A 20,899-nucleotide genomic window follows, 5' to 3' on the forward strand; every position below is an offset into this window, starting at 1 on the left:
CTTATAAATGAAGGTATAAAGTAAGAGATGAAAAGAAGTAATCCAGTAATAAAGAGAACACCGGTGTTTTTTGCTGTCAGCTGCGCGCTTGCATCTATCTCGACAAGTGTACTTGCGGAGCAAGGCACTAACGTCGACGAAGTTGAGAAAATTCAGGTTACCGGGTCTCGTATACTGAGAGAAGGTGCGATAGCTCCTGCTCCGGTAACGGTAATTAGCGGTGAATCTTTACTATCGAGCGGTGTAACGAATATTGGTGAAGCGTTAAATGATTTGCCTGCACTTGCAAACACATACTCTCTAGCGAACGGCGGAAGACATATCGGTACTGCTGGATTGAGCATGCTAGATTTGCGTGGTATGGGTACTGCTAGAACCTTGGTACTTGTTGATGGTAAGCGTCACGTAGCAAGCAATCCTGGCTCTTCTGCAGTTGATGTAAACAATATTCCATCAAACTGGATTGAGCGTGTAGAAATCATTACTGGTGGCGCGTCTGCTGTATATGGTGCAGATGCTGTAACAGGTGTTGTTAACTTTATCTTGAAAAAAGACATTCAAGGGTTCGATCTAAGCGTATCGAAAGGTAGTGCTGAAGAAGGCCCTTATGAAAACGAAAAGTTCAGCCTGTCTTACGGTGTAGACTTTGATGGTGGTAAAGGTAATGTTGGTATCTCTGTTTCCCATGTGAAGCAAGATGGTATGACAGCTAAAGATAGGGCACAAACTCGCGCGCCTATCACTAGTGTGTCAAACCCAGCAGATAAAGATTATATAGACGAAAACGATAACTATGTTCACGATGGTGTACCTGATAGGCTCACTATTCCTAATGGCGGTTGGTTTGACGATGCTAAAGAAGGTAACTTCTATTTAGTAGAAAATGACCAAGATGTTTGGTATATCTTTAACCCAGATGGCAGTGTCAGACCTCAAAAACTTGGTACAACTTACAGCGATTACGGGAAGTGCTCTGGTGACTGTGACATTCTTGATTTAACTCGTTATACAGAACTACAACCCACTTTTGAAAATACCAATGTAAATATCAAAGCCAACTACGATATTACGACTGATATTAACGCATATGCTTCAGCTAAATATGTTAAATCAGAAGCTGATTCCATTGGTCAACCATCGTTTTTTGAGTATGGAAATAGTCGTGGAACAGGGGCGTTCATTATCAAACGCGATAATGCTTATATCCATGAATCACTTGCTCAATTGATGGATAGTAAAGGTGTGGAACAATTTGCAATGCACCGCTTTATGGAAGATGCAGGGCGTCGATATGAGTTTAATGAGCGTGAAACAACCCGATTTGTAGTTGGTGCAACGGGCGTGGTTGCAGAAGATTGGGACTTCGATGTTTCGGCTGTATATGGTAAAACAGAGACAACTCAGACTAATGCTGGTAATACGATTAAAGCACGTGTTAAACAGTCTGCAGATGCAATTAAGTTAGCAAACGGTGACATTGTCTGTCGTGATGTGGAAGCTCGTGCCGCAGGATGTGTGCCGACGAGCCTCTTTGGTTATGGTGCCGTGAGCGACGAGGCTGCCGCTTGGTTCAATACCACAAGTATTAGTGAATCCACCATCAAGCAAACAGTGTTCAACGCTAACATCAGTAATAGCGCCATCTATGAACTACCTGCTGGCTATGTTGGGGTATCTTTTGGTGTTGAATATCGTAAAGAAGAAAGCGATTCTTTACCTGACGCCTTCGCGGCAACAGGTGCAACATTCTTGACTGCAATCCAAGAGGAGCATGGAGACTTTACGGTAAGAGAAGCATTTACAGAGATTTCGATTCCATTACTATCTGATGTATTGCTAGCTCAGGACTTATCATTTGATTTGGCCGCACGTTTTGCCGACTACTCAACGATTGGTGATACTTTAAGCTGGAAAGCAGGTATCAACTGGACTGTGACAGATGAGTTGCGTATCCGTGCTACGAAGTCTCGGGCTATGCGAGCGCCAAATATTTCAGAACTTTATGGCCCAGTCAGTGAAACGTTCTTTAGTAGCATTACGGATCCTTGTCAAAAGGGAGAAGTACAGGATGCAAACCGTAGAGCAAACTGTGATGCGCTAGGGATCCCTGTAGATTTTGATGCTATAGCGACAGTTTCTTCTATTCCAGGATTATCTGGTGGTAACCCTGAATTAAAAGAAGAAGAGTCAGATAGTGTTACTTATGGTGTAGTGTACACTCCAGAGGCGATAGAAGGTTTCACCGTAACACTAGATTACTGGAAAATAGAAATTGACGACGCAATCGATGCGGTAGCTGGACAAGATATTCTAGACAAGTGTGTTGATTCACTTACAGGTATAGATAACCAATTCTGTGCTTTGATCACCCGCGATGCTGAAGGTGAGCTAAGAAATATTCGCTCAATTACACAAAACGTAGCAAAGCAAAGTGCTGAAGGTGTTGATTTCGAATTTGGTTACGACTTTGATCTACTTGAAGGGCGTATGACAACTAGCTTGATCGGTACTTACCTAATTAGTAGAAAAGAGTATCCATTCCAAGTTGACCCGACTGACTTTATTCAAAATGCTGGCACTGAGGGTGAAGCTGAGTGGCAGGCAATGCTTTCTCTTGGTTACAAAGTAGGTAATTGGCAGTTCGGTTCAAAGACTCGCTACTTAGATGAAGTAAGTCGATATACCGAGCAAGAATTAAAGCTCAATCCAGATCCAAATAGTTTGATGGGCTATGGTACCTATTTCATCACAGATATTCGTGGTGGTTACAGTTTCGAGAATGGCATTACGCTTGAATTAGGTGTCGACAACGTATTTGACAGAGACTTGCCTGGTTACACCACAGGAACTGGTGTTGGAACTGCGAGTTACGATAACATTGGTCGCATGTACTACGGTGCAATCACTTATCAATTCTAATTTGAATGCCATTAAGGCTTAAATATATAGTGTGAACATAAAAGGGTATACATCGGTATGCCCTTTTCTACATTAAGCTATGTATGGTCAGTGGATCAGTTGAGATACTGGCAATCGTAGTGATCTTGAAAGATGCTATTTCTTCAGGTATTGCCCCGGCGGTTTGCCAAAGACTTTTTTAAATGCATTGCTAAATGCAGCGGTAGACTCAAAACCCAAATATTCAGCTGCTTGTTGCTGAGAATATCCATCTTTCAACAGCTCAATCGCTTTGATAGCTCTTAATTTTTGGCGCCAATCACTGAACCCCATCATAAAGCATTTATGAAATAGGCGATTGAGTGTCCGGGTTGATGCGCCGACCTGTTCACTCCATGTTTCTAAACTTATTTTGCATCCTGGGTTATTGTGCAACTCCGTCACAATGGGCAAAATTCTTGCGTCTTGAGCACTTGGAATAAAAAAATGACAACTTGTAGCCGATGTTAGCCTATCAATAAAGACCGTAATAAATCGCTCTGTTTTTTCATCTAAATGGTACTCTTCCTGCCAAGTACAGATCTCCAGTATAAATTGCTTCAGGAGTTCATCTACCGCGATTAGCTTCGCTTTATTCCCTAGCAACTCAGTATATTTATTGTCGATATAGACACTACGAAAATCTCCACCGTAGCGACAATACGTTTCATGTGGAAGGCCTGGGGGGAGCCACAAAGCTTGGTCGGGAGGGATCACGAAAGTGCCTTCAGGAGTCACAATTGTGATGACTCCATTACTTGTATATGCAAGCTGCCCCCATTCATGTTGGTGCCGCTGAACATGCTCCCACTCTGCTTTTTTTACCGCTCTTGGCAGGATTGGTCGGCCAAGCGTTGGCTTTAAGAAGCGTTTATATTTGGGCTGAATACGCCAAGGAGAAGTTGTCTGCTTTGATAAAGAACTTGGCATAATTATGTATATCAGAAATCAACGTATGGCCATATTATAGCCATAACTTTTTAATAGTTGTGCTTTATGTGGAGATAATCATGAAGAATGCTTCTCAAGGATGGCAAAGTCCTTTTAATTTCTTAGTGCTCGCTACTGTAGTTATGGCCGTCACGTTTGCAGGTTGGATGGCCATGCTCAATAACTTTGCGATTGAAGCCGCAAACTTCAACGGCGCTAATATGGGAATGTTGCAATCCCTGCGTGAGATCCCCGGATTTTTAGCGTTTACAGCGGTATTTGTTTTATTGGTGTTAAAGGAGCAGACCTTCGCACTGATCAGTTTATGTTTGTTATCGCTTGGTGTCGCCATTACGGGCTTGTTGCCTACTATTTATGGTTTGTATGCAACCACAGTGTTAATGTCGATAGGTTTTCACTATTTTGAGACGTTGAACCAATCACTCAGCTTACAATGGTTTAATAAAGATGAAGCACCTGCCAAACTGGGTATCTTGCTCTCTATTAAATCCATTGCTTCTTTAATCACCTATGCGTTGATATGGTTGGGTTTTAGCTACTTCTCTGCAGATTATCAGTGGATGTATCTGCTTATTGGAGGGGTTGGCTTTATCATTGCGCTATTTATGTTTATCGGCTTTCCAACCTTTGAAATGCATACTACGCAACATAAAAAGCTTATTTTGAGAAAAGAGTACAGCCTATATTACGCCTTGATTTTCTTCTCAGGCGCGAGAAGACAAATATTTATGGTGTTTGCGGGTTTCTTAATGGTAGAAAAGTTTGGTTTTGATGTTGCACAGATCACCGCGCTTTACATGTTGAATCATTTGATAAACATATTTGTCGCTCCCAAGATTGGTAAAATGATTGGGCATATTGGTGAGCGTAAAACCCTGACAATCGAATATGTGGGACTAATTTTTGTATTTATTGGTTACGCATTGGTAGAGTCAGCAAGCTTTGCAGCCGCGCTTTATGTCATCGACCATCTGTTTTTTGCGATGGCTATTGCACTCAAAACTTATTTTCAAAAAATTGCTCGTCCAGAAGACATTGCAGCAACAGCTGGGGTTAGCTTTACCATTAACCATATTGCAGCAGTAGTGATCCCTGCAAGCTTTGGCTTAGTGTGGCTATACGATCAATCCTTAGTATTTTACTTTGGTGCTGCGCTTGCAGTGTGCTCATTGGTGTTGAGCCAATTTGTGAATACAGCAAATGTGCAGGAAAAGCTGGCTAAATCAGTGTGATGCTAGAGCATCACACGGAAGTGACGTTGCAGTTTAGATACTGCGACCACACCAAACCACACGCCCTGCAATGCCGTGACTGTCGGCATTATCAGCGGTGATCTCCCAGCTCAGGTAATCAGGGTTATCACTGATCACTTTGAGTTGAGAGTGCTTTTGTTGCACTCGCTTAGCCATGAGACCCTCTTCTGTTTGAATGATATAAACCGCATTTTTACTAGGCTGATTCTGTGAAAGGTCAACGAGTACCATGTCGCCGTCTAGCAACGTGGGCTGCATACTATCACCACGGATAGAGACAAAGGCGAGCTTCTCTGAATACACGCCAAGATGGGAGTTTAGCCAACGACGGTTGAGTGCAAACTGCTCGGTGACTTCCTCATGACCTATTACACTACCCATACCTGCACTAGCCTCAATATCAAGTTTAGGTATGAAGGTAAGTTCATCTTTAAACTGACCTTGTGGGTTATCTATGGGTTGTTCACCGGTAAGCAACCAGTTCAGATCAACTGCAAATAGGCTATAAAGGTGCTCAAGATATATCATTGAAGGGCGACTTAAGCCGCGACAAATACGGTAAATATGGGAAGGGGATTTACCTGTTAGCTGGGCAAATTGGCGCTTATTGCCGCCTGCAAATTGATCGACTAAGGTTACAAATCGTCTTGAAAATGCCGTACTCATCTCTTAATTATTCTCTTTATAGCGCCTAAACCCGCAAGCATACTGAGCTAAGCCTTATCTGTACAGTCTCGCTGCATTAGTTGGACATTTTATAAACGAGCATAATCGAGGATGAGAAATTAGCCTAAAGAGAGGGAGCTATTTCATTAGACTAAGGTCGTAGAGAGTTGAGTTGTACGAAATTTGTCCATGCTGGTAGGCTAGAATCGCAAGTTAACATTTATTTAAACTCGGCACGACTTGCTTTAGCCGGCAAACAACATGGAAAAAGGTAATGAAATATACAAATTTATTAATTGCACTTCCGCTCTTGGGCGCGATGGAAGTTGCACTGGCGGTAGACTGTAGCAACTTAACGCAATGGCAATCACAGCAAGTATATACAGGTGGCGACGCAGTCACTTATCAATCAACTAAATACACCGCGAAATGGTGGACACAAAACCAAAACCCTGTGCAAAATTCCAATACTTATGATGTCTGGAAAGCCAATGGCAGTTGTGATCCGGTAACGCCATTGCCCCAAGTTTCGGTCACCTCTCCAAGCAGTGACGCACGAGTGTTAGTGGGTTCATCAGTTAGCCTAGCGGCGGCAGTAAGTCATCCGCAAAACATGGCAATCGACAGTGTTGAGTTCTATCTCGATGGCACGCTGGTCGCCTCTGATAACAGTGCGCCTTATGAGGTGATGTGGCAAGCGCAGGGGCTAGGTAATCGCGTATTAACTGTCTATGCAACTGATGTGTCTGGGGCACGAGGTGAATCGAGTGCGGTGAACTTCAGCGTCGTGTCTGACGAGGTTCCTCCTGGGGATCCTAATTTTAAAATTGTCGGCTACTTCCCAAGTTGGCAGGGTACAGTGAGTGATATTCAGTTTGATAAACTCACCCATATCAATTACTCATTTTTACTACCCAATGCAGATGGCACACTGAGACCGCTTGAAAATTTAAGCAAAATGACAGCGCTAGTAAATTCGGCTCATGCTAATAATGTGAAAGTGGGAATTGCCATTGGTGGCTGGAATGGCGGTGACGATAGTGCATTTGAGACATTCGCCAGCTCACAGCAAGGTAGAGCCCGCTTCGTGCAAGAGGTCATCGCGTTTGTAGAGCAGCATAATCTAGATGGTGTTGATATGGATTGGGAGTACCCAGATCCTGGCGCTTCGGCAAATAACTATGCATTACTGATGAAGGAACTAAGCGTTGAGTTACGCGCCAGAGGTAAATTCTTGACGGCAGCCGTGGTGGCGCTTGGCTATACCGGTGGTGGTGTGTTGGAATCTGTATTCCAAGATATCGACTTTTTAAATTTGATGGCGTACGACGCGAACAATACTGATCATGCGTCTATGCAATACGCCAAAGACTCAATTGCTTACTGGCAAGGCCGTGGGCTTAGTAAAGAAAAAACGGTATTAGGCGTACCATTTTATGCAAGACCTACTTGGAAAGCGTATCGCACCTTACTGCAAGAGAACCCTGCCAATGCCTGTCGTGATAGTGATGGTAGTAGCTACTACAATGGTATTCTGACGATCCGCGCAAAAACACAGTACGCTAAGCTCAGTGCCGGTGGCATTATGAATTGGGAGTTATCCCATGACAGTAATGGCCCTGCGTCGCTATTAACGGCGAAATGGGAAGTCGCAAATGGTGTAACACCAAGCTATCAATGTCAGTAACGCTCAGTGATAATTTAGAACGGTGGCCACCCTACATAGGGTGACCACTCTTTGGTTATAGCGCTTTGAAACGAATAGCAACACCGCCGCCAGCAGCCAGTTTTAATGTGAGCTTGTCGGCACTTGTTACCTTTTTACGGTAAATATTCATTTCATACGGGTTTTGTTTCCATTCGGCTTTATCACCGTCCGCGTAGATTTGCGCTTCAAAGGTCTTGCCGGGCTCAAGGAAATCTAAAGTAACAGGAATTTCTCTCGCTTCCTCGTCAGTTACTGCGCCCAAGAACCAGTCATTACCACTATATTGTTTATGCTTGCGCTCCTTTCTGGCAAAGACAACATAATCACCTACTTCTCCTGCGAGTGCGATACTGTGTTCCCAGTCGGTGGGTACGTCTTTAATAAACTGAAAAGCGTCTGGCTTAGCGAGGTAGTTCTCTGGCAAATCGGCCGCCATTTGAATTGGACTATAAAGTACAACATAAAGCGCTAATTGTTTGGCGAGGGTGGTTTGTGGGCGGTTGGTTTTATCACCAAGGCCATTGAAGCCCATGTCAAAAATACCCGGAGTAAAGTCCATAGGACCTGCTAACATGCGGGTAAAGGCAAGCATTGGTACATGCTCCGGTGGGTTTGGTGGCGTGCCCCATGCGTTGAACTCTTGCCCTCTTGCACCTTCTCTCGCGATCCAGTTTGGATAGGTACGACGCAGGCCGGTATCTTTGATTGGTTCATGTGTATTGATACTGATCTTGTGCTTGGCCGCAAGTTTGACATTGTCTAAGTACTCATTTGACATAAATTGACCGTCGTGCCATTCGAATCTGGCATTGCCCTCGGCATCAATGCGTTTGATGTTGCCACCATCGGCTACGTAACCGGTTTTAACTTGGCGAACGCCTGCTTTTTCGTAGAGTGCGAAAGCCGCCTCCATTTGATTGCGATAGTTGCTGACGTTACCTGAAGTCTCGTGATGACCAATTAGGCGTGCACCTACTCTTTCTCCGTGCTTGGCTACTTCATCAATATTAAAGTCAGCATAGGCGTCGGTAAAGCTAAAGACATCACCGTTGAAGAACCAGTCGCCATCCCAGCCTATGTTCCAACCTTCAACTAATACTCCATCAAAGCCATTGTCAGCGGCAAAGCTCAAATATTCTTTAGTACGCCCTGTAGTCGCTCCATGCTTCTCGCCGCTGCCCCAGGTATTTTTGTTGATGTGCATGCCCCACCAAATGCCGATGTATTTACCCGGCTCAACCCAAGATACATCACCTAGCTTATTTGGTTCGTTGAGGTTTAAAATAAGGTGGGAGTTCAGCAAGTCGGTGGCTTCATCGCCTATTTGCAAGGTGCGCCAAGGTGTATTGAACTTACCATTGGTTTTGACTGCAACGCCATCTGACCAAGGTGTTAGATCGGCAACAAATGTGCCTGGACGACGTTGGTTTAAGGTCATGCCGGCATAGTCAATTAGAGCCGCTTCATGGACACTGATATGAACTCCGTCTTGATTCTTTAAGGTAAACGGGGTGTGCACATGTGGGGCATCGTGCAGTGGTGTGGTGTTGTATACATATTCATAGCGATTCCAGCCACGAGCAGGGATCCACCACGCGGTACTTTTATCACTTTGTGCAAAGGCGAATTCGGTCAATTCTCTGGTGATATTAAGCGCTTGATTTTGAGCAACCTCATAGCGAAAGCCGACACCGTCATCAAATACTTTTACACGCACAGTATATTGCGGCGATTTGTCTGTCTGCTTAGCAAAGGTGACAGCAAGCTCATTGTGCTTATCTTGGATCACTCGGGCTTCACCCCAAGGCTGTTGCCAACTGCTATCGACGCTATTACGCTGATGTGTAGTGATACTTAAGCCATCGCGCATCGATGCAGCTGTTGCGAAATCAAAACCAAGTTTAGATGGTTGAATAATGGTTTTGTCGTTAAAGCTGATTTGGTAGGACGGTTGGCTGTTATCATCACTCAAGGTAAAAGTGATTTTGCCATCTGGCGAACTCACAGCTAAAGATGCGGCAAAGCTCGTAGTCGTAAACAAGCTTAATCCGATCAGGGAAAGTGACATGAGGCGCATAGTTTTTCCTTCTTGTTGTCGGCACTAAAATTCGTGTTCTTTTGCACATAGGCTAAGCTTACTGTTGTATGCTAATGTTCACGTAAAAGTTGCATACGTATTCATGCTGTAAATGCGATGAATGTAATAATTATTCCGCTCGGTCTAGTGTAGACAAGCTAAGAAAAATAATAAGGATAGGTTGAACTGCTTATGCTAAACCTAACAATTTTTGGACGTATTGCTGTTGTGATGGCAATGCTACAAGTCAGCTCAGTCAATGCCCTTGAAGTGCAAATTGTCGATGCTGATAAACAACCACTCGCGAATGCCGCGGTGTGGTTGCAAGGAGATGGCTTTGATAACAAAAGAACGACGCTAGATTATAAGATGGAACAAAAGGATAAAGCGTTTGTGCCACATATTTTGATGGTGCAAGCAGGCACACAAGTCTCGTTTCCAAATTTAGATCCTATTCTCCATCACGTCTATTCGTTCTCTGCTGCAAAGCCGTTCGAGCTTAAGTTGTATCGCGATGACCCGAAACAGGTATTATTTGATCAAACCGGTGTGGTTGAGCTTGGCTGCAATATTCACGATTGGATGCTGGGTTATATTGTGGTTGTGGATAGCCCATTATTTGCGGTAACGGATAGTAGCGGTAAAGTATCGATCGACCTAGGTGCTCAGCAAGCCAGCGCACTAAAGCTGAATGTATGGCATGAAAGATTCGAAAATATAGACAAAATAGAACAGTATCCGCTTTCCGTCGTGAACAACACTCAAGTAATTACCTATCAAATTAAGCAAACACTAGTTGCTCCACTTCAGGATTTCTCCGATGGCTTCGATGATTACTAAGCTGAGCGCCGCTCTGGCATTATTCGCGATAGGGCAAGCAGGTGCCGTCGAGATTTCTGGGCAAGGGCAACTGCAAACGACTTGGCAGCATGATGATAATCGTAAAGCTTGGTATCAGCCTGGATGGGGCGTTACGCGTTTTGGGAAAGGGGAGTCAGATATTACGCTTAGCCGTGGCGCTATTGATTGGCGTGTAGATTTTGCCAGCGCTTGGTCTTTGCACGGGGTAACACAGTATGTGCCAGACCCAGATGACAAGCTCGGCTTTACTGAACTGTATTTGCAGTATCGAACACTGCCTAAAAATGGTCGCCGCTTTATTGTTCGAGCGGGCGGCTTTTATCCGAAGTTTTCTATTGAGAACCCAGATATTGGCTGGTCATCACCCTATACATACCAGTATTCGGCCATCAACGCTTGGATAGGTGAGGAAGTGCGAGTATTTGGAGGTGAAGTCGCGATTGAGCAGCCGCAGACGCGTCGTAGCCGCGGTCAGGGATTCAAAGGTGTGTTTGGTGTTTTTAAGGGGAATGATCCGGCTGGTACTTTACTCGCGTGGCGAGGTTTTACCGTGCATGATAGGCAGTCGGTGTTTAACGAAAGTCTCCCCTTTGCTGCGGTAGAGTCGTTGAACACACCGCAGCTACAACATCAAGCACAGCATGTTGAACCGTTTTCTGAAGTTGATGGCCGATTTGGTTATTATCTTGGGTATCATCGCGACTTTTCAAACCGCAGTGAGATCAATGTCTATTGGTACGATAATAATGGCGATCCAAGTAAGATCAATTACCGAACTGGACAGTATGCGTGGGACACTAAATTTATTAGTGCAGCTTGGCGTTACAAGTTAACCCCGCAGACGCATATACTCGCACAAGGCATGCTGGGTAATACCGCAATGGGTGTCAATCGCGGCGTTGATAATGACTTTAATAGTTGGTTTTTGCTACTCACACACCAGCGCGATGAGTGGCGCTTTTCCCTACGGGGGGAGCAGTTCAAAGTTATCGATAAAGATGATTGGCTGTTCGACCCAAACCAAAGTGATGGCTATGCACTGACCGCTACAGTGAAATATCAAATTAATAGCAATTGGTTGGTGGGCGGTGAATTTTTGAATCTGAAAACCACAGTTGCAAATCGCGAGGCCTTTAACGGAAAGCCTAAGCAAAGCGATAATGTGTGGCGACTCAGTGCGGAGTATCGTTTTAATTTATAGCAATAAGCGTGACACCCAAGGTATCACGCTTATCCATGCCATACGATGCGTTAATCCAATAGACGATTAATGCCGTTTAATGCTGCAACGCGATAGGCTTCGGCCATTGTTGGATAGTTAAAGGTAGTATTAATAAAGTACTCGATATTATTACCCGTTCCTTTTTGTTCCATAATGGCTTGGCCGATATGGATGATCTCGGATGCACGTTCACCAAAGCAGTGAATACCTAATATCTCTTTGGTTTCTGCATGGAACAATATTTTCAAGCTACCGACTTCAGTGCCGGTGATCTGTGCACGAGCCAAATGTTTAAACTGGGCACGGCCCACTTCATAGGGAATGCGCGCAGCGGTGAGTTCTTGCTCGGTTTTACCAACAGAGCTCATTTCTGGAATGGTGTAAATGCCGGTAGGGATATCGGTTATCAAACGATCATCACAGGCTCCATGCACAATCGCATTGGCCGCAATACGCCCTTGATCGAACGCTGCGCTTGCTAGGCTTGGATAGCCAATCACATCTCCTACTGCGAAAATATTATCCACTTCAGTTTGGTAGTGTTCGTTGACTTTAAGCTGGCCGCGGCTATCAGCCTTTAGGCCTACGCTTGCAAGGTTGAGTGTTTCGGTATTACCGGAGCGGCCATTTGCCCATAAAATGCAGTCTGCGCGTACTTTCTTGCCAGACTGTAGATGCACAATAACCCCTTTGTCATGAGTCTCTACTTTCGCAAACTCTTCGTTATGGCGAATAACAATGCCATTATTCCAAAAGTGGTAACTGAGTGCGTCAGAGATCTCGGCATCCATGAAGGCCAATAAGCGGTCGCGGGTGTTGATAAGGTCCACCTTTGCGCCCAGTCCTTTAAAGATTGAGGCATATTCACAGCCTATGACCCCTGCGCCGTATATCAATACGCGCTGAGGATTATGCTCAAGGCTTAAAATAGTGTCGCTGTCGTAGACGCGAGGATGGTTAAAATCAACGCCTGGTGGGCGGTATGGGCGCGAGCCTGTGGCGATTACAATGGTTTTGGCGGTGAGTAGTTCTTGCGAACCATCTTGATGGATGATTTGTACCGTATTTGCGTCAACGAAACTGGCATCGCCTTGAAACAAGTGGATGCGGTTACGACCATAAAAGCTAGAACGTAATGTTGACTGTTTTGAGATCACATCACTGGCATGGTGCAAAATATCTTGAAAGGTATGGCGCTGCGGGCGCTCAGTAAAACGATAAAGTGGATTCGCTTTATATTCGATTAAACGACTGACAGAATGACGAAGCGCCTTTGAGGGAATGGTGCCCCAGTGCACGCAGCCACCGCCAACTGCATGTTGGCGTTCGATAACCGCGACTTTTTTACCACTTTTAGAGAGGTTCATGGCGGCGCCTTCGCCGCCAGGTCCGGTGCCTATAATGATGGCATCGTATTGATAGGATTGTGGAACAGTTTCGGTTTTCTCTGCAGCTTTTTTGCTCACGGCCTCACCCCTTTAGTTGTTGAGGCCGCTGAACATTATGCTGTTTTCAGTAGCCTCGAATTTAGTGCAATCCAAGCTTGTTTTTGGCTTTCCCAAGCTTGTTCTAGCTCTTTATATTGTTGCATCAGCGCGGAATGTTCGCACTGTGCAAGTACTGCTTCTTTCTTCGCTTCGAGTACCTGTTTCTGCACAGTACAGTAGTTTTGAAGCTTTTTAAGAAGTAAATCATACTCTTGTTGTAACAATGTAAGCTTATCTTGCGCTAAAGGCAATTTTGCGAGACTGACTTTAGTCTTATTCAATAAGGTCTCCGCCTTAGCTTTTTCAATGCGTTCAACCGGGGTGCGTTTTAGCTTACTGGCAAGGCCTAGTGCTGCAAAAGTACGGATCAGCCATTTAGTTGGGTCATAGTGATACCAGCGAATGCCATTACGGTAGTCGCTGGCAAAAATATGATGGAAGTTATGATAGCCTTCACCGTAAGTGAATAGAGCTAGCAAGCCATTGTCTCGCGCGGTATTTTTTTCGGTGTAAGGACGACTACCCCAAATGTGCGCCAGTGAATTGATAAAGAAAGTAAAATGTTGACTGAGTACGAGTCTGAGTACGCCTGCAAGTAACAACATACCAAACACATTTCCGAGTAATAAACCTAGCACTAACGGGATGCCGATATTTGTAAGTAATACCAATTTCATATAGTGCTTGTGTTGCCACATCACGATAGGGTTACGTTGTAAGTCTCTGGCGTTATTATAATCACCGTAAGTCTCGCCTTGATAATCTCTTAGCATCCAACCGATATGGCTATACCAGAAGCCTCGTGTTGCGGCGTACGGATCTTTTACTGGGTCATCGACTTGGCCGTGGTGCACACGGTGATCGCTACTCCAATGTAATATACTGTTTTGTAACGCGAATGCGCCACCCAACGCAAAAATAACTTGAATCACAGGATGGGCGTCATAGGCTTTATGCGCCCATAAGCGGTGATATCCAGCGGTGATCGACAGGCCGGCGTAAAACATACAGGCAACAAAAGCTACCCAGTGGCTGGTGGTATAGCCGTATTCAAAGCCATACCAAGGCACCAAAGTGATCGCAGCTAAAAACGACAAGCTAAAGAACAGCACATTGGTCCATAAAATGGGTGGTTTTTTCATCAATTAATCTCAAAATCTAATTTCAGCGTACAACTGTACGCTAAAATAGTATTTCATTCTTGCTGCGTCAAGGTTTAGACTGCGGTTTATTGTTCTTATTTTTCGAAGCGAATTGGGGAAAGTCCATGGCTGGTGTACGCGCCCAACAAAAACAGAAGACCCGTCAAGCGCTTATCGAAGCGGCATTTAATCAACTAAGTGCTGAGCATAGTTTCTCGAATTTAAGCCTGCGTGAAGTCGCAAGAGAGGCGGGTATCGCACCTACCTCTTTTTATCGTCATTTTAAGGATATGAACGAGCTCGGGCTGACTATGGTAGATGAAGCGGGTTTAACCTTGCGACAATTAATGCGCCAAGCAAGGCGTCGCATCGCTAAAGGTGGTAGCGTGATCAATACTTCTGTGCACACCTTTATGGAATTTATTGAGCAGTCGAGCAACCAATTTCGTTTATTACTGCGTGAACGTTCGGGTACTTCCCCTGCGTTTCGTGCCGCCGTGGCTAGAGAAATCAAACATTTTATCTTAGAGCTTGCTCATTATCTTGAAACAGAAACGGGAGTAGATACTCATCACGCCCACATGCAAGCTGAAGCAATGGTCACCTTAGTATTTAGCTCTGGTGCTGAGGCTTTGGATCAAGATCCCCCACAACGCGCTGAATTGACCGAGCGTTTGAAGTGGCAGTTGCGGTATATCGCAAAAGGTGCCTCTGGTTATGCAAAACATCCAGAACCAATAAAAAAATAGCCTAAATTGGCTATTTTTTCATTGGTAATTAAAATTCAAAATTATCCTGCTCATTTCATATCCTATCTGTGTTCACTCCTAATCTTGAAATATATTTTCTAAATTTGGTGTCTTTTTAATTTAAATTGCCAATAAATTGAGGTTTAAACTCTATTTTTGGGATAATTTATGCTTGATTGTCGCTTTTAAAGCATGTTAAAACATAACCAATTCATCAACAGGAACACTTAGCTCAATGAAAATGACTGCGCGTATTTCACTCCTTCTTAACCTCCTACTGGTAAACCAGAGGGGTGGGGTGTAATTGCGCAAATTGAGCGACATTTACTGTAGACACCCCGCACTTGCGGGGTTTTTTTTGGCTGAGGATAAGGGTATGCAAGATAAAGTCTGGATTTTCGATACAACATTAAGGGACGGTGAGCAGGCGTTAAAAGCCAGCTTAACAGAAGAAGATAAAATACAGCTGGCGCATACCATTAGTCGTCTCTGTGTGGATGTCATGGAAGTGGGTTTTCCAGTATCAAGTCCGGCGGATTTTCGTGCGGTACAACGCATTGCCGCCGAGGTAAAAGGTCCAGCGATTTGTGGCCTTGCGCGTGCGGTTAGTAAAGATATCGACGCGTGTGGTGAAGCTCTTAAAGGCGCTGAGCAGCGCCGCATTCACACTTTTATTGCAACCAGCCCTCTGCACCTAGAACATAAGTTAAGAATGAGTCTAGATGATGCGACTAACATGGCGATTAAGGCCATTTCTCAAGCCAGAAAGTACACTGATGATGTTGAGTTTTCATGTGAAGATGCTGGCCGTACGCCACACTCTGACCTGTGTCGTATTGTCGAAGCGGCAATTAATGCCGGTGCATCTACGATTAACTTGCCTGATACCGTAGGTTACGTCACGCCAGACGAGTATGCAGCGATGATTTACCATATTCGTAATAATGTGCCTAACATCGACAAAGCCAGACTAAGCGTCCATTGTCACAATGATTTAGGGCTTGCGGTGGCAAACTCAATCGCGGCGGTACAAGCCGGTGCAAGACAAATCGAATGTACTATCAATGGTATTGGTGAGCGTGCTGGTAACTGCTCACTAGAAGAGGTGGCGATGATCATGAAGATGCGCCAAGACCACCTAAAAGTACATACCGATATTCGTAGCGAAGAGATTTATCGCGCGTCGCGCCAAGTTGCTAAAATCTGCAATATGCCGGTGCAGCCAAACAAGGCAATTGTGGGTGAAAATGCCTTTGCACATAGCTCGGGTATTCACCAAGACGGCGTCTTAAAAGCACAAAATACCTATGAAATCATGGCACCAGAAACCGTTGGCGTGCCGAGTAATCAGTTAAATATGACTTCACGCTCTGGCCGACATGTTATCGAGCATCGTCTTACCGAGCTTGGCTATCAGAAATCGGATTACGATATGGATAGCCTGTATGAAAGCTTCTTGGCGTTAGCCGATCAAAAGGGCACGGTTTACGACTATGACCTTGAAGCGATGATTTATTTCAACCAAATCAAAGATAAAGACGAGCGCTACCAATTACAGTTCGTCAATGCATCTTCTAACTCTCAATCTATCGCGAGCGCGACGGTGGGGATTGCCTTGAATGGTGAGCTTAAGCAAGAAGCGGCAACCGGTAACGGCCCTGTGGAAGCGGCGTTTGTAGCTATCGAGCGTATCACTGGCATGGCGGTGGAAGTGGTGGAATATAACCTTGATGCGACGGGTAAAGGAGCAAGTTCACTGGGCCAAGTCGATATTATTGCCAAATTTGATGGTAAGCAATATCACGGTGTGGGACTTGCAGCCGACATTGTCGAAGCGTCAGTGAGAGCCCTGATCCGAGTATATAACCTAATTGATAGAGCACAAAAAGTGTCTAGCCTAAAACAACAAAGGAAAGCAGGATGAGTCAAACAAACTACAAAATCGCAGTACTAGCTGGAGATGGAATTGGTCCAGAAGTGATGCAAGCCGCTGAGCTGGTATTAGATAAAGTGGCGACTAAGTTCAACTTTGCTTTAGAAAAATCACCACAAGCGATTGGTGGTGCGGCTATAGACCAATTTGGTGAAGCTTTACCTGCGGCGACATTGGCCGCATGTGAAGCCGTTGATGCGATTCTATTTGGCTCTGTGGGTGGGCCTAAATGGGAGCATTTACCGCCAAATGAGCAACCAGAACGGGCATCTTTATTACCGCTTAGAAAGCACTTCCAGCTATTTTGTAATCTGCGTCCTGCGCAGCTATTACCCGCATTGAGTGCAGCCTCTCCACTACGCAGTGACATTAGCCAGCAAGGTTTTGATATTTTATGCGTTCGTGAGCTTACTGGCGGGATTTATTTTGGCGAAAAAGGTCGCCAAGGAGAGGGCGAAAGCGAGTCGGCGTTTGATACGCAAACCTATTCGCGTAAAGAAATCGAACGCATCGCCCGTTTTGCTTTTGATGCGGCGAGACTTAGAAGCAATCATGTGACGTCTGTAGATAAAGCCAACGTGCTGGCAACCAGTGTACTGTGGCGTGAAGTGGTCAATGAAGTCGCAAAAGAATACCCAGATGTGACGCTTGATCACATCTATATCGACAACGCTGCGATGCAGTTGGTAAAGCAACCAAGCCAGTTTGATGTGCTACTGTGCGACAACCTGTTCGGTGACATCCTTTCTGATGAATGTGCAATGATCACGGGTTCCATGGGGTTATTACCATCGGCAAGTCTAAACCAATCGGGCTTTGGCTTATATGAGCCAGCGGGCGGCTCAGCACCAGATATCGCCGGCAAAGGGGTGGCAAACCCAATCGCACAAACTTTAAGTGCCGCGCTGATGCTACGTTATTCATTGGGGCAGGATGAAGCGGCACGCGCAATTGAAAAGGCAGTAGCAGAGGCGGTGAAAGATGGTGTAGGTACACCGGATATCTATCCTCAAGCAGGATTTACTACTATGGATGTCGCGCAAGCGATCGTCGACAGGGTTTAATAAAGGTAAGAGCAAGTGGCAAAAACATTATACGATAAAATTTGGCAATCCCATGTGGTTGCTAAATTAAACGAGCAAACCGATCTCTTGTACATTGACCGTCATCTAGTACACGAAGTCACTTCACCGCAGGCATTTGCGGGCTTAAGAGAGCAGAATCGTCCGGTAAGATGTCCAGAAAAAACCTTTGCGACAATGGATCATAATGTCTCGACCAAGAGCCGTTCGATTGATGCTGCCAGTGAGGTGAGCAAAAACCAGCTACAAGCGTTAGCACAGAACTGTGAAGAGTTCGGCATTGTACTTTACGATTTAAATTCGATTAACCAAGGCATAGTACACGTAATGGGACCTGAGCAAGGGATCACCTTGCCGGGTACAACGATTGTATGTGGCGATAGCCATACCTCAACGCATGGTGCATTTGGTGCGCTGGCTCACGGTATTGGTACATCAGAGGTTGAGCACGTGCTGGCCACCCAAACATTACAGCAGAAAAAAGCCAAATCGTTAAAAATTCAGGTGAATGGCGTCTTGCGTCCGACCGTGACTGCAAAAGACTTGATCCTCGCTGTGATTGGGCAATTAGGCACAGCTGGTGGCACTGGCTATGTGGCTGAGTTTTGTGGGACGGGGATCGAAGCGCTGTCGATGGAAGCGCGGATGACGCTCTGTAATATGAGTATTGAAATGGGGGCGAAAGCTGGCTTGATCGCACCTGACGAGAAAACCTTTGCGTATTTACGTGGTCGCCCATTTGCTCCTCAAGGCGAAGACTTTGATGCTGCGGTGCGCTATTGGCAAACCTTGCATAGCGATCCGGATGCTGAATTTGATCGTGTTGTGGAGCTGGATGCTGACAGTGTACAACCTCAAGTAACCTGGGGGACAAGTCCAGAGCAAGTCATTGGTATCAATGACTTAGTACCAAACCCTGACGATGAACCTAATTTAGTCAAAGCGGATGCGATGCGCAGCGCGCTGAAATATATGGGCCTCACAGCAGGGCAAAGGCTAAGCGATGCCAAAGTCGACACCGTATTTATTGGCTCTTGCACCAATAGCCGTATTGAAGATTTGCGTGCGGCGGCACAAGTGGTGGTGGGCAAGCACGTAGCGGCAGGCGTTGAAGCGCTAATCGTCCCGGGATCTGGATTAGTAAAGCAGCAAGCCGAACAAGAGGGCTTAGCCGATATTTTCAAAGCTGCCGGGTTTGAGTGGCGTGAACCGGGCTGCTCTATGTGCTTGGCGATGAACGATGATCGTCTTGGCGCAGAAAAACGCTGTGCATCGACCTCAAACCGGAACTTTGAAGGGCGCCAAGGGCGAGGTGGTCGTACGCATTTGGTGAGTCCAGCAATGGCTGCCGCAGCGGCAATTGCAGGTCACTTTACTGATATTCGAGGAGAGGCGTCATGAGCGTGTTTCATCAGGGCCTAGTTGCGCCACTAGACAAAAACAATGTTGATACAGACCAAATTATTCCCAAGCAGTTTTTAACTTCAACCAGCCGCGATGGATTTGATAAAGCGCTGTTTTATGATTGGCGCTATCTTGAAGATGGCCAGCCAGATCCGAACTTTGTGCTTAACTATCGACAATATCAGGGCGCGTCAATCTTGTTAACCCGTGACAACTTTGGTTGTGGCTCGTCTCGTGAGCATGCTCCTTGGGCACTAAAACAATATGGTTTTACCGTGATCTTAGCCGAGAGCTTTGCCGATATCTTTTTTAACAATTGTGGTAATAACCAAATGCTTTGCATTGCGTTACCAGCCAGCACGTTAGATACGCTCTTCGACGCATGTGAGCAACAACCACAAGTGCATTTGAGTATTGACCTAGAAGCGCAGCAGATAAGCGGAGCGGGTACTGCACCAATTGACTTTGAGGTGCGAGAAGACATCAAAGCGCGCCTCTTGAGTGGTCTTGACTTTATCGGTGAGACCGAATTATTGAATGCCCAAATTGATGCCTTTGAGCAGCAGCTTGCTACGATAAGACCTTGGCAATAATAGCGGTTTACTCAATTTGGTCGAATAATTTTGCCACCAAGCCAGAAGCTGATTAAGCTCTGGCTTTATTTGTTTTAGGTGTCTCCAATGAAAAAATTAACTTTAGCGCTACTCGCAACCTTGAGCTGCGCAGCCTTCGCGCGTCCTGCCCCGCTGGTTTCCATCCCAAGCCATGATGCATTTTTTGACGCTATTAAAGCGCACTGTGGCAAAGCCTACGAAGGTAAAGTAACGGTGGATAATCAAGGTCCAAGCAGTTTTAGCGATGCGCGTCTTGTGATGCACGTTCGTAAATGTGGTGACGCAGAGCTTCAAGTCCCATTTCATGTAGGAAAAGATGCTTCAAGAACTTGGATCATCACCAAAACTGGGAGTGGTTTGAGCTTAAAGCACGATCACCGTCATGAAGATGGCAGCGACGATGTTTCTACTATGTATGGTGGTCATACCCTAGATGCGGGATTTAATACCGTGCAGTCGTTTCCAGCTGATGAATATTCAAAACAGTTATTTGTCCAGCAAGGGATCCCACAGTCAGTCGGAAATACATGGCAGATGTATATCTATCCAGAGCAGTTTACCTATCGTTTAGTGCGTGAAGGGCGAGAGTTCCGAGTGGACTTTGATTTAACAAAACCGGTAACCGCACCAAAAGCGCCTTGGGGATATAATACCAATTGAATTAATTCTCTAATCAATTTGAAGGGTGAAATAGCATATTAGCTTCGTTAAAAATTTCTCATTTAGAACAACTAAATAGCAAAATTTTTGCCTTGCCTATATGGATATAGGTACCTTAGCGGTAGCAGGACGCGAGAGCGGTGCTACTAAAGC

At 45.2% G+C, this 20,899-nt stretch carries 16 protein-coding genes; 11 read left to right on the forward strand and 5 right to left on the reverse strand.

Going from position 1 to position 20,899, the window contains the following annotated elements; genetic code table 11:
* The first annotated feature begins 27 nt into the window (after nt 1-27).
* The gene (locus tag L1D50_RS11640) at nt 28-2,919 is read left to right on the forward strand and encodes a TonB-dependent receptor (protein ID WP_128725672.1); all 2,892 of its coding nucleotides are present in this window, start codon (nt 28-30) and stop codon (nt 2,917-2,919) included.
* Nucleotides 2,920-3,054: 135 nt separating this feature from the next.
* Here the strand turns inward: L1D50_RS11640 and L1D50_RS11645 are convergent, their stop codons facing one another.
* Nucleotides 3,055-3,867: a helix-turn-helix transcriptional regulator gene (locus L1D50_RS11645; protein WP_128725671.1), complete on the reverse strand. Its 813-nt coding sequence runs from the start codon at nt 3,865-3,867 to the stop codon at nt 3,055-3,057.
* Between the two features lie 80 nt (nt 3,868-3,947).
* On the opposite strand from L1D50_RS11645, the gene L1D50_RS11650 reads away from it, so the two are divergent.
* Complete coding sequence (locus tag L1D50_RS11650) at nt 3,948-5,120, forward strand: MFS transporter (protein ID WP_128725670.1); 1,173 nt, start codon at nt 3,948-3,950, stop codon at nt 5,118-5,120.
* Nucleotides 5,121-5,153: 33 nt separating this feature from the next.
* Here the strand turns inward: L1D50_RS11650 and L1D50_RS11655 are convergent, their stop codons facing one another.
* On the reverse strand, nt 5,154-5,807 hold the full coding sequence (locus L1D50_RS11655) for a S24 family peptidase (protein ID WP_239966080.1): 654 nt from the start codon (nt 5,805-5,807) through the stop codon (nt 5,154-5,156).
* 274 nt (nt 5,808-6,081) lie between these two features.
* On the opposite strand from L1D50_RS11655, the gene L1D50_RS11660 reads away from it, so the two are divergent.
* Nucleotides 6,082-7,494, forward strand: coding sequence for a glycosyl hydrolase family 18 protein (locus L1D50_RS11660; protein ID WP_239966081.1), 1,413 nt, complete (start codon nt 6,082-6,084; stop codon nt 7,492-7,494).
* 55 nt (nt 7,495-7,549) lie between these two features.
* Here L1D50_RS11660 and L1D50_RS11665 read toward each other — a convergent pair whose 3' ends face one another.
* A complete protein-coding gene (locus L1D50_RS11665; protein ID WP_239966082.1) occupies nt 7,550-9,583 on the reverse strand; it encodes a glycoside hydrolase family 97 protein in 2,034 nt (677 codons plus the stop codon).
* Between the two features lie 201 nt (nt 9,584-9,784).
* On the opposite strand from L1D50_RS11665, the gene L1D50_RS11670 reads away from it, so the two are divergent.
* Both L1D50_RS11670 and L1D50_RS11675 read left to right on the forward strand, forming a co-directional pair.
* Nucleotides 9,785-10,432, forward strand: a complete 648-nt coding sequence (locus tag L1D50_RS11670; RefSeq protein WP_128725666.1) for a methylamine utilization protein — start codon at nt 9,785-9,787, stop codon at nt 10,430-10,432.
* Nucleotides 10,413-11,654 (forward strand): outer membrane beta-barrel protein, encoded by a 1,242-nt coding sequence (locus L1D50_RS11675; RefSeq protein ID WP_239966083.1) that lies wholly within the window; start codon nt 10,413-10,415, stop codon nt 11,652-11,654. The genes L1D50_RS11670 and L1D50_RS11675 overlap by 20 nt, the downstream gene beginning before the upstream one ends.
* A 50-nt stretch (nt 11,655-11,704) precedes the next feature.
* On the opposite strand, the gene sthA is transcribed toward L1D50_RS11675, so the two are convergent.
* Nucleotides 11,705-13,141, reverse strand: a complete 1,437-nt coding sequence (gene sthA, locus L1D50_RS11680) for a Si-specific NAD(P)(+) transhydrogenase (protein ID WP_095729753.1) — start codon at nt 13,139-13,141, stop codon at nt 11,705-11,707.
* A gap of 35 nt (nt 13,142-13,176) precedes the next feature.
* Nucleotides 13,177-14,304: a fatty acid desaturase gene (locus tag L1D50_RS11685; protein WP_010374369.1), complete on the reverse strand. Its 1,128-nt coding sequence runs from the start codon at nt 14,302-14,304 to the stop codon at nt 13,177-13,179.
* 125 nt (nt 14,305-14,429) lie between these two features.
* Here L1D50_RS11685 and fabR point away from each other — a divergent pair, with 125 nt between their 5' ends.
* The 6 genes from fabR (at nt 14,430) to L1D50_RS11715 (ending at nt 20,746) form a co-directional block, all read left to right on the forward strand.
* Complete coding sequence (gene fabR, locus L1D50_RS11690) at nt 14,430-15,053, forward strand: HTH-type transcriptional repressor FabR (protein WP_010374371.1); 624 nt, start codon at nt 14,430-14,432, stop codon at nt 15,051-15,053.
* A 376-nt stretch (nt 15,054-15,429) separates the two neighbouring features.
* Nucleotides 15,430-16,977, forward strand: a complete 1,548-nt coding sequence (gene leuA / locus L1D50_RS11695) for a 2-isopropylmalate synthase (protein WP_239966084.1) — start codon at nt 15,430-15,432, stop codon at nt 16,975-16,977.
* Nucleotides 16,974-18,050, forward strand: coding sequence for a 3-isopropylmalate dehydrogenase (leuB, locus tag L1D50_RS11700; protein WP_239966085.1), 1,077 nt, complete (start codon nt 16,974-16,976; stop codon nt 18,048-18,050). The genes leuA and leuB overlap by 4 nt, the downstream gene beginning before the upstream one ends.
* A gap of 15 nt (nt 18,051-18,065) precedes the next feature.
* Nucleotides 18,066-19,469, forward strand: a complete 1,404-nt coding sequence (gene leuC / locus L1D50_RS11705) for a 3-isopropylmalate dehydratase large subunit (RefSeq protein ID WP_128725660.1) — start codon at nt 18,066-18,068, stop codon at nt 19,467-19,469.
* Nucleotides 19,466-20,065 carry a 3-isopropylmalate dehydratase small subunit gene (gene leuD, locus L1D50_RS11710; protein WP_039494782.1) on the forward strand — a complete coding sequence of 200 codons (600 nt, stop codon included), beginning with the start codon at nt 19,466-19,468 and terminating at the stop codon, nt 20,063-20,065. The genes leuC and leuD overlap by 4 nt, the downstream gene beginning before the upstream one ends.
* An 87-nt stretch (nt 20,066-20,152) precedes the next feature.
* The gene (locus L1D50_RS11715) at nt 20,153-20,746 is read left to right on the forward strand and encodes a hypothetical protein (RefSeq protein WP_239966086.1); all 594 of its coding nucleotides are present in this window, start codon (nt 20,153-20,155) and stop codon (nt 20,744-20,746) included.
* Nucleotides 20,747-20,899: the final 153 nt, after the last annotated feature.

The sequence above is a fragment of the Pseudoalteromonas sp. Isolate6 genome (genome assembly GCF_022398435.1).
Taxonomy (GTDB): domain Bacteria; phylum Pseudomonadota; class Gammaproteobacteria; order Enterobacterales; family Alteromonadaceae; genus Pseudoalteromonas; species Pseudoalteromonas galatheae.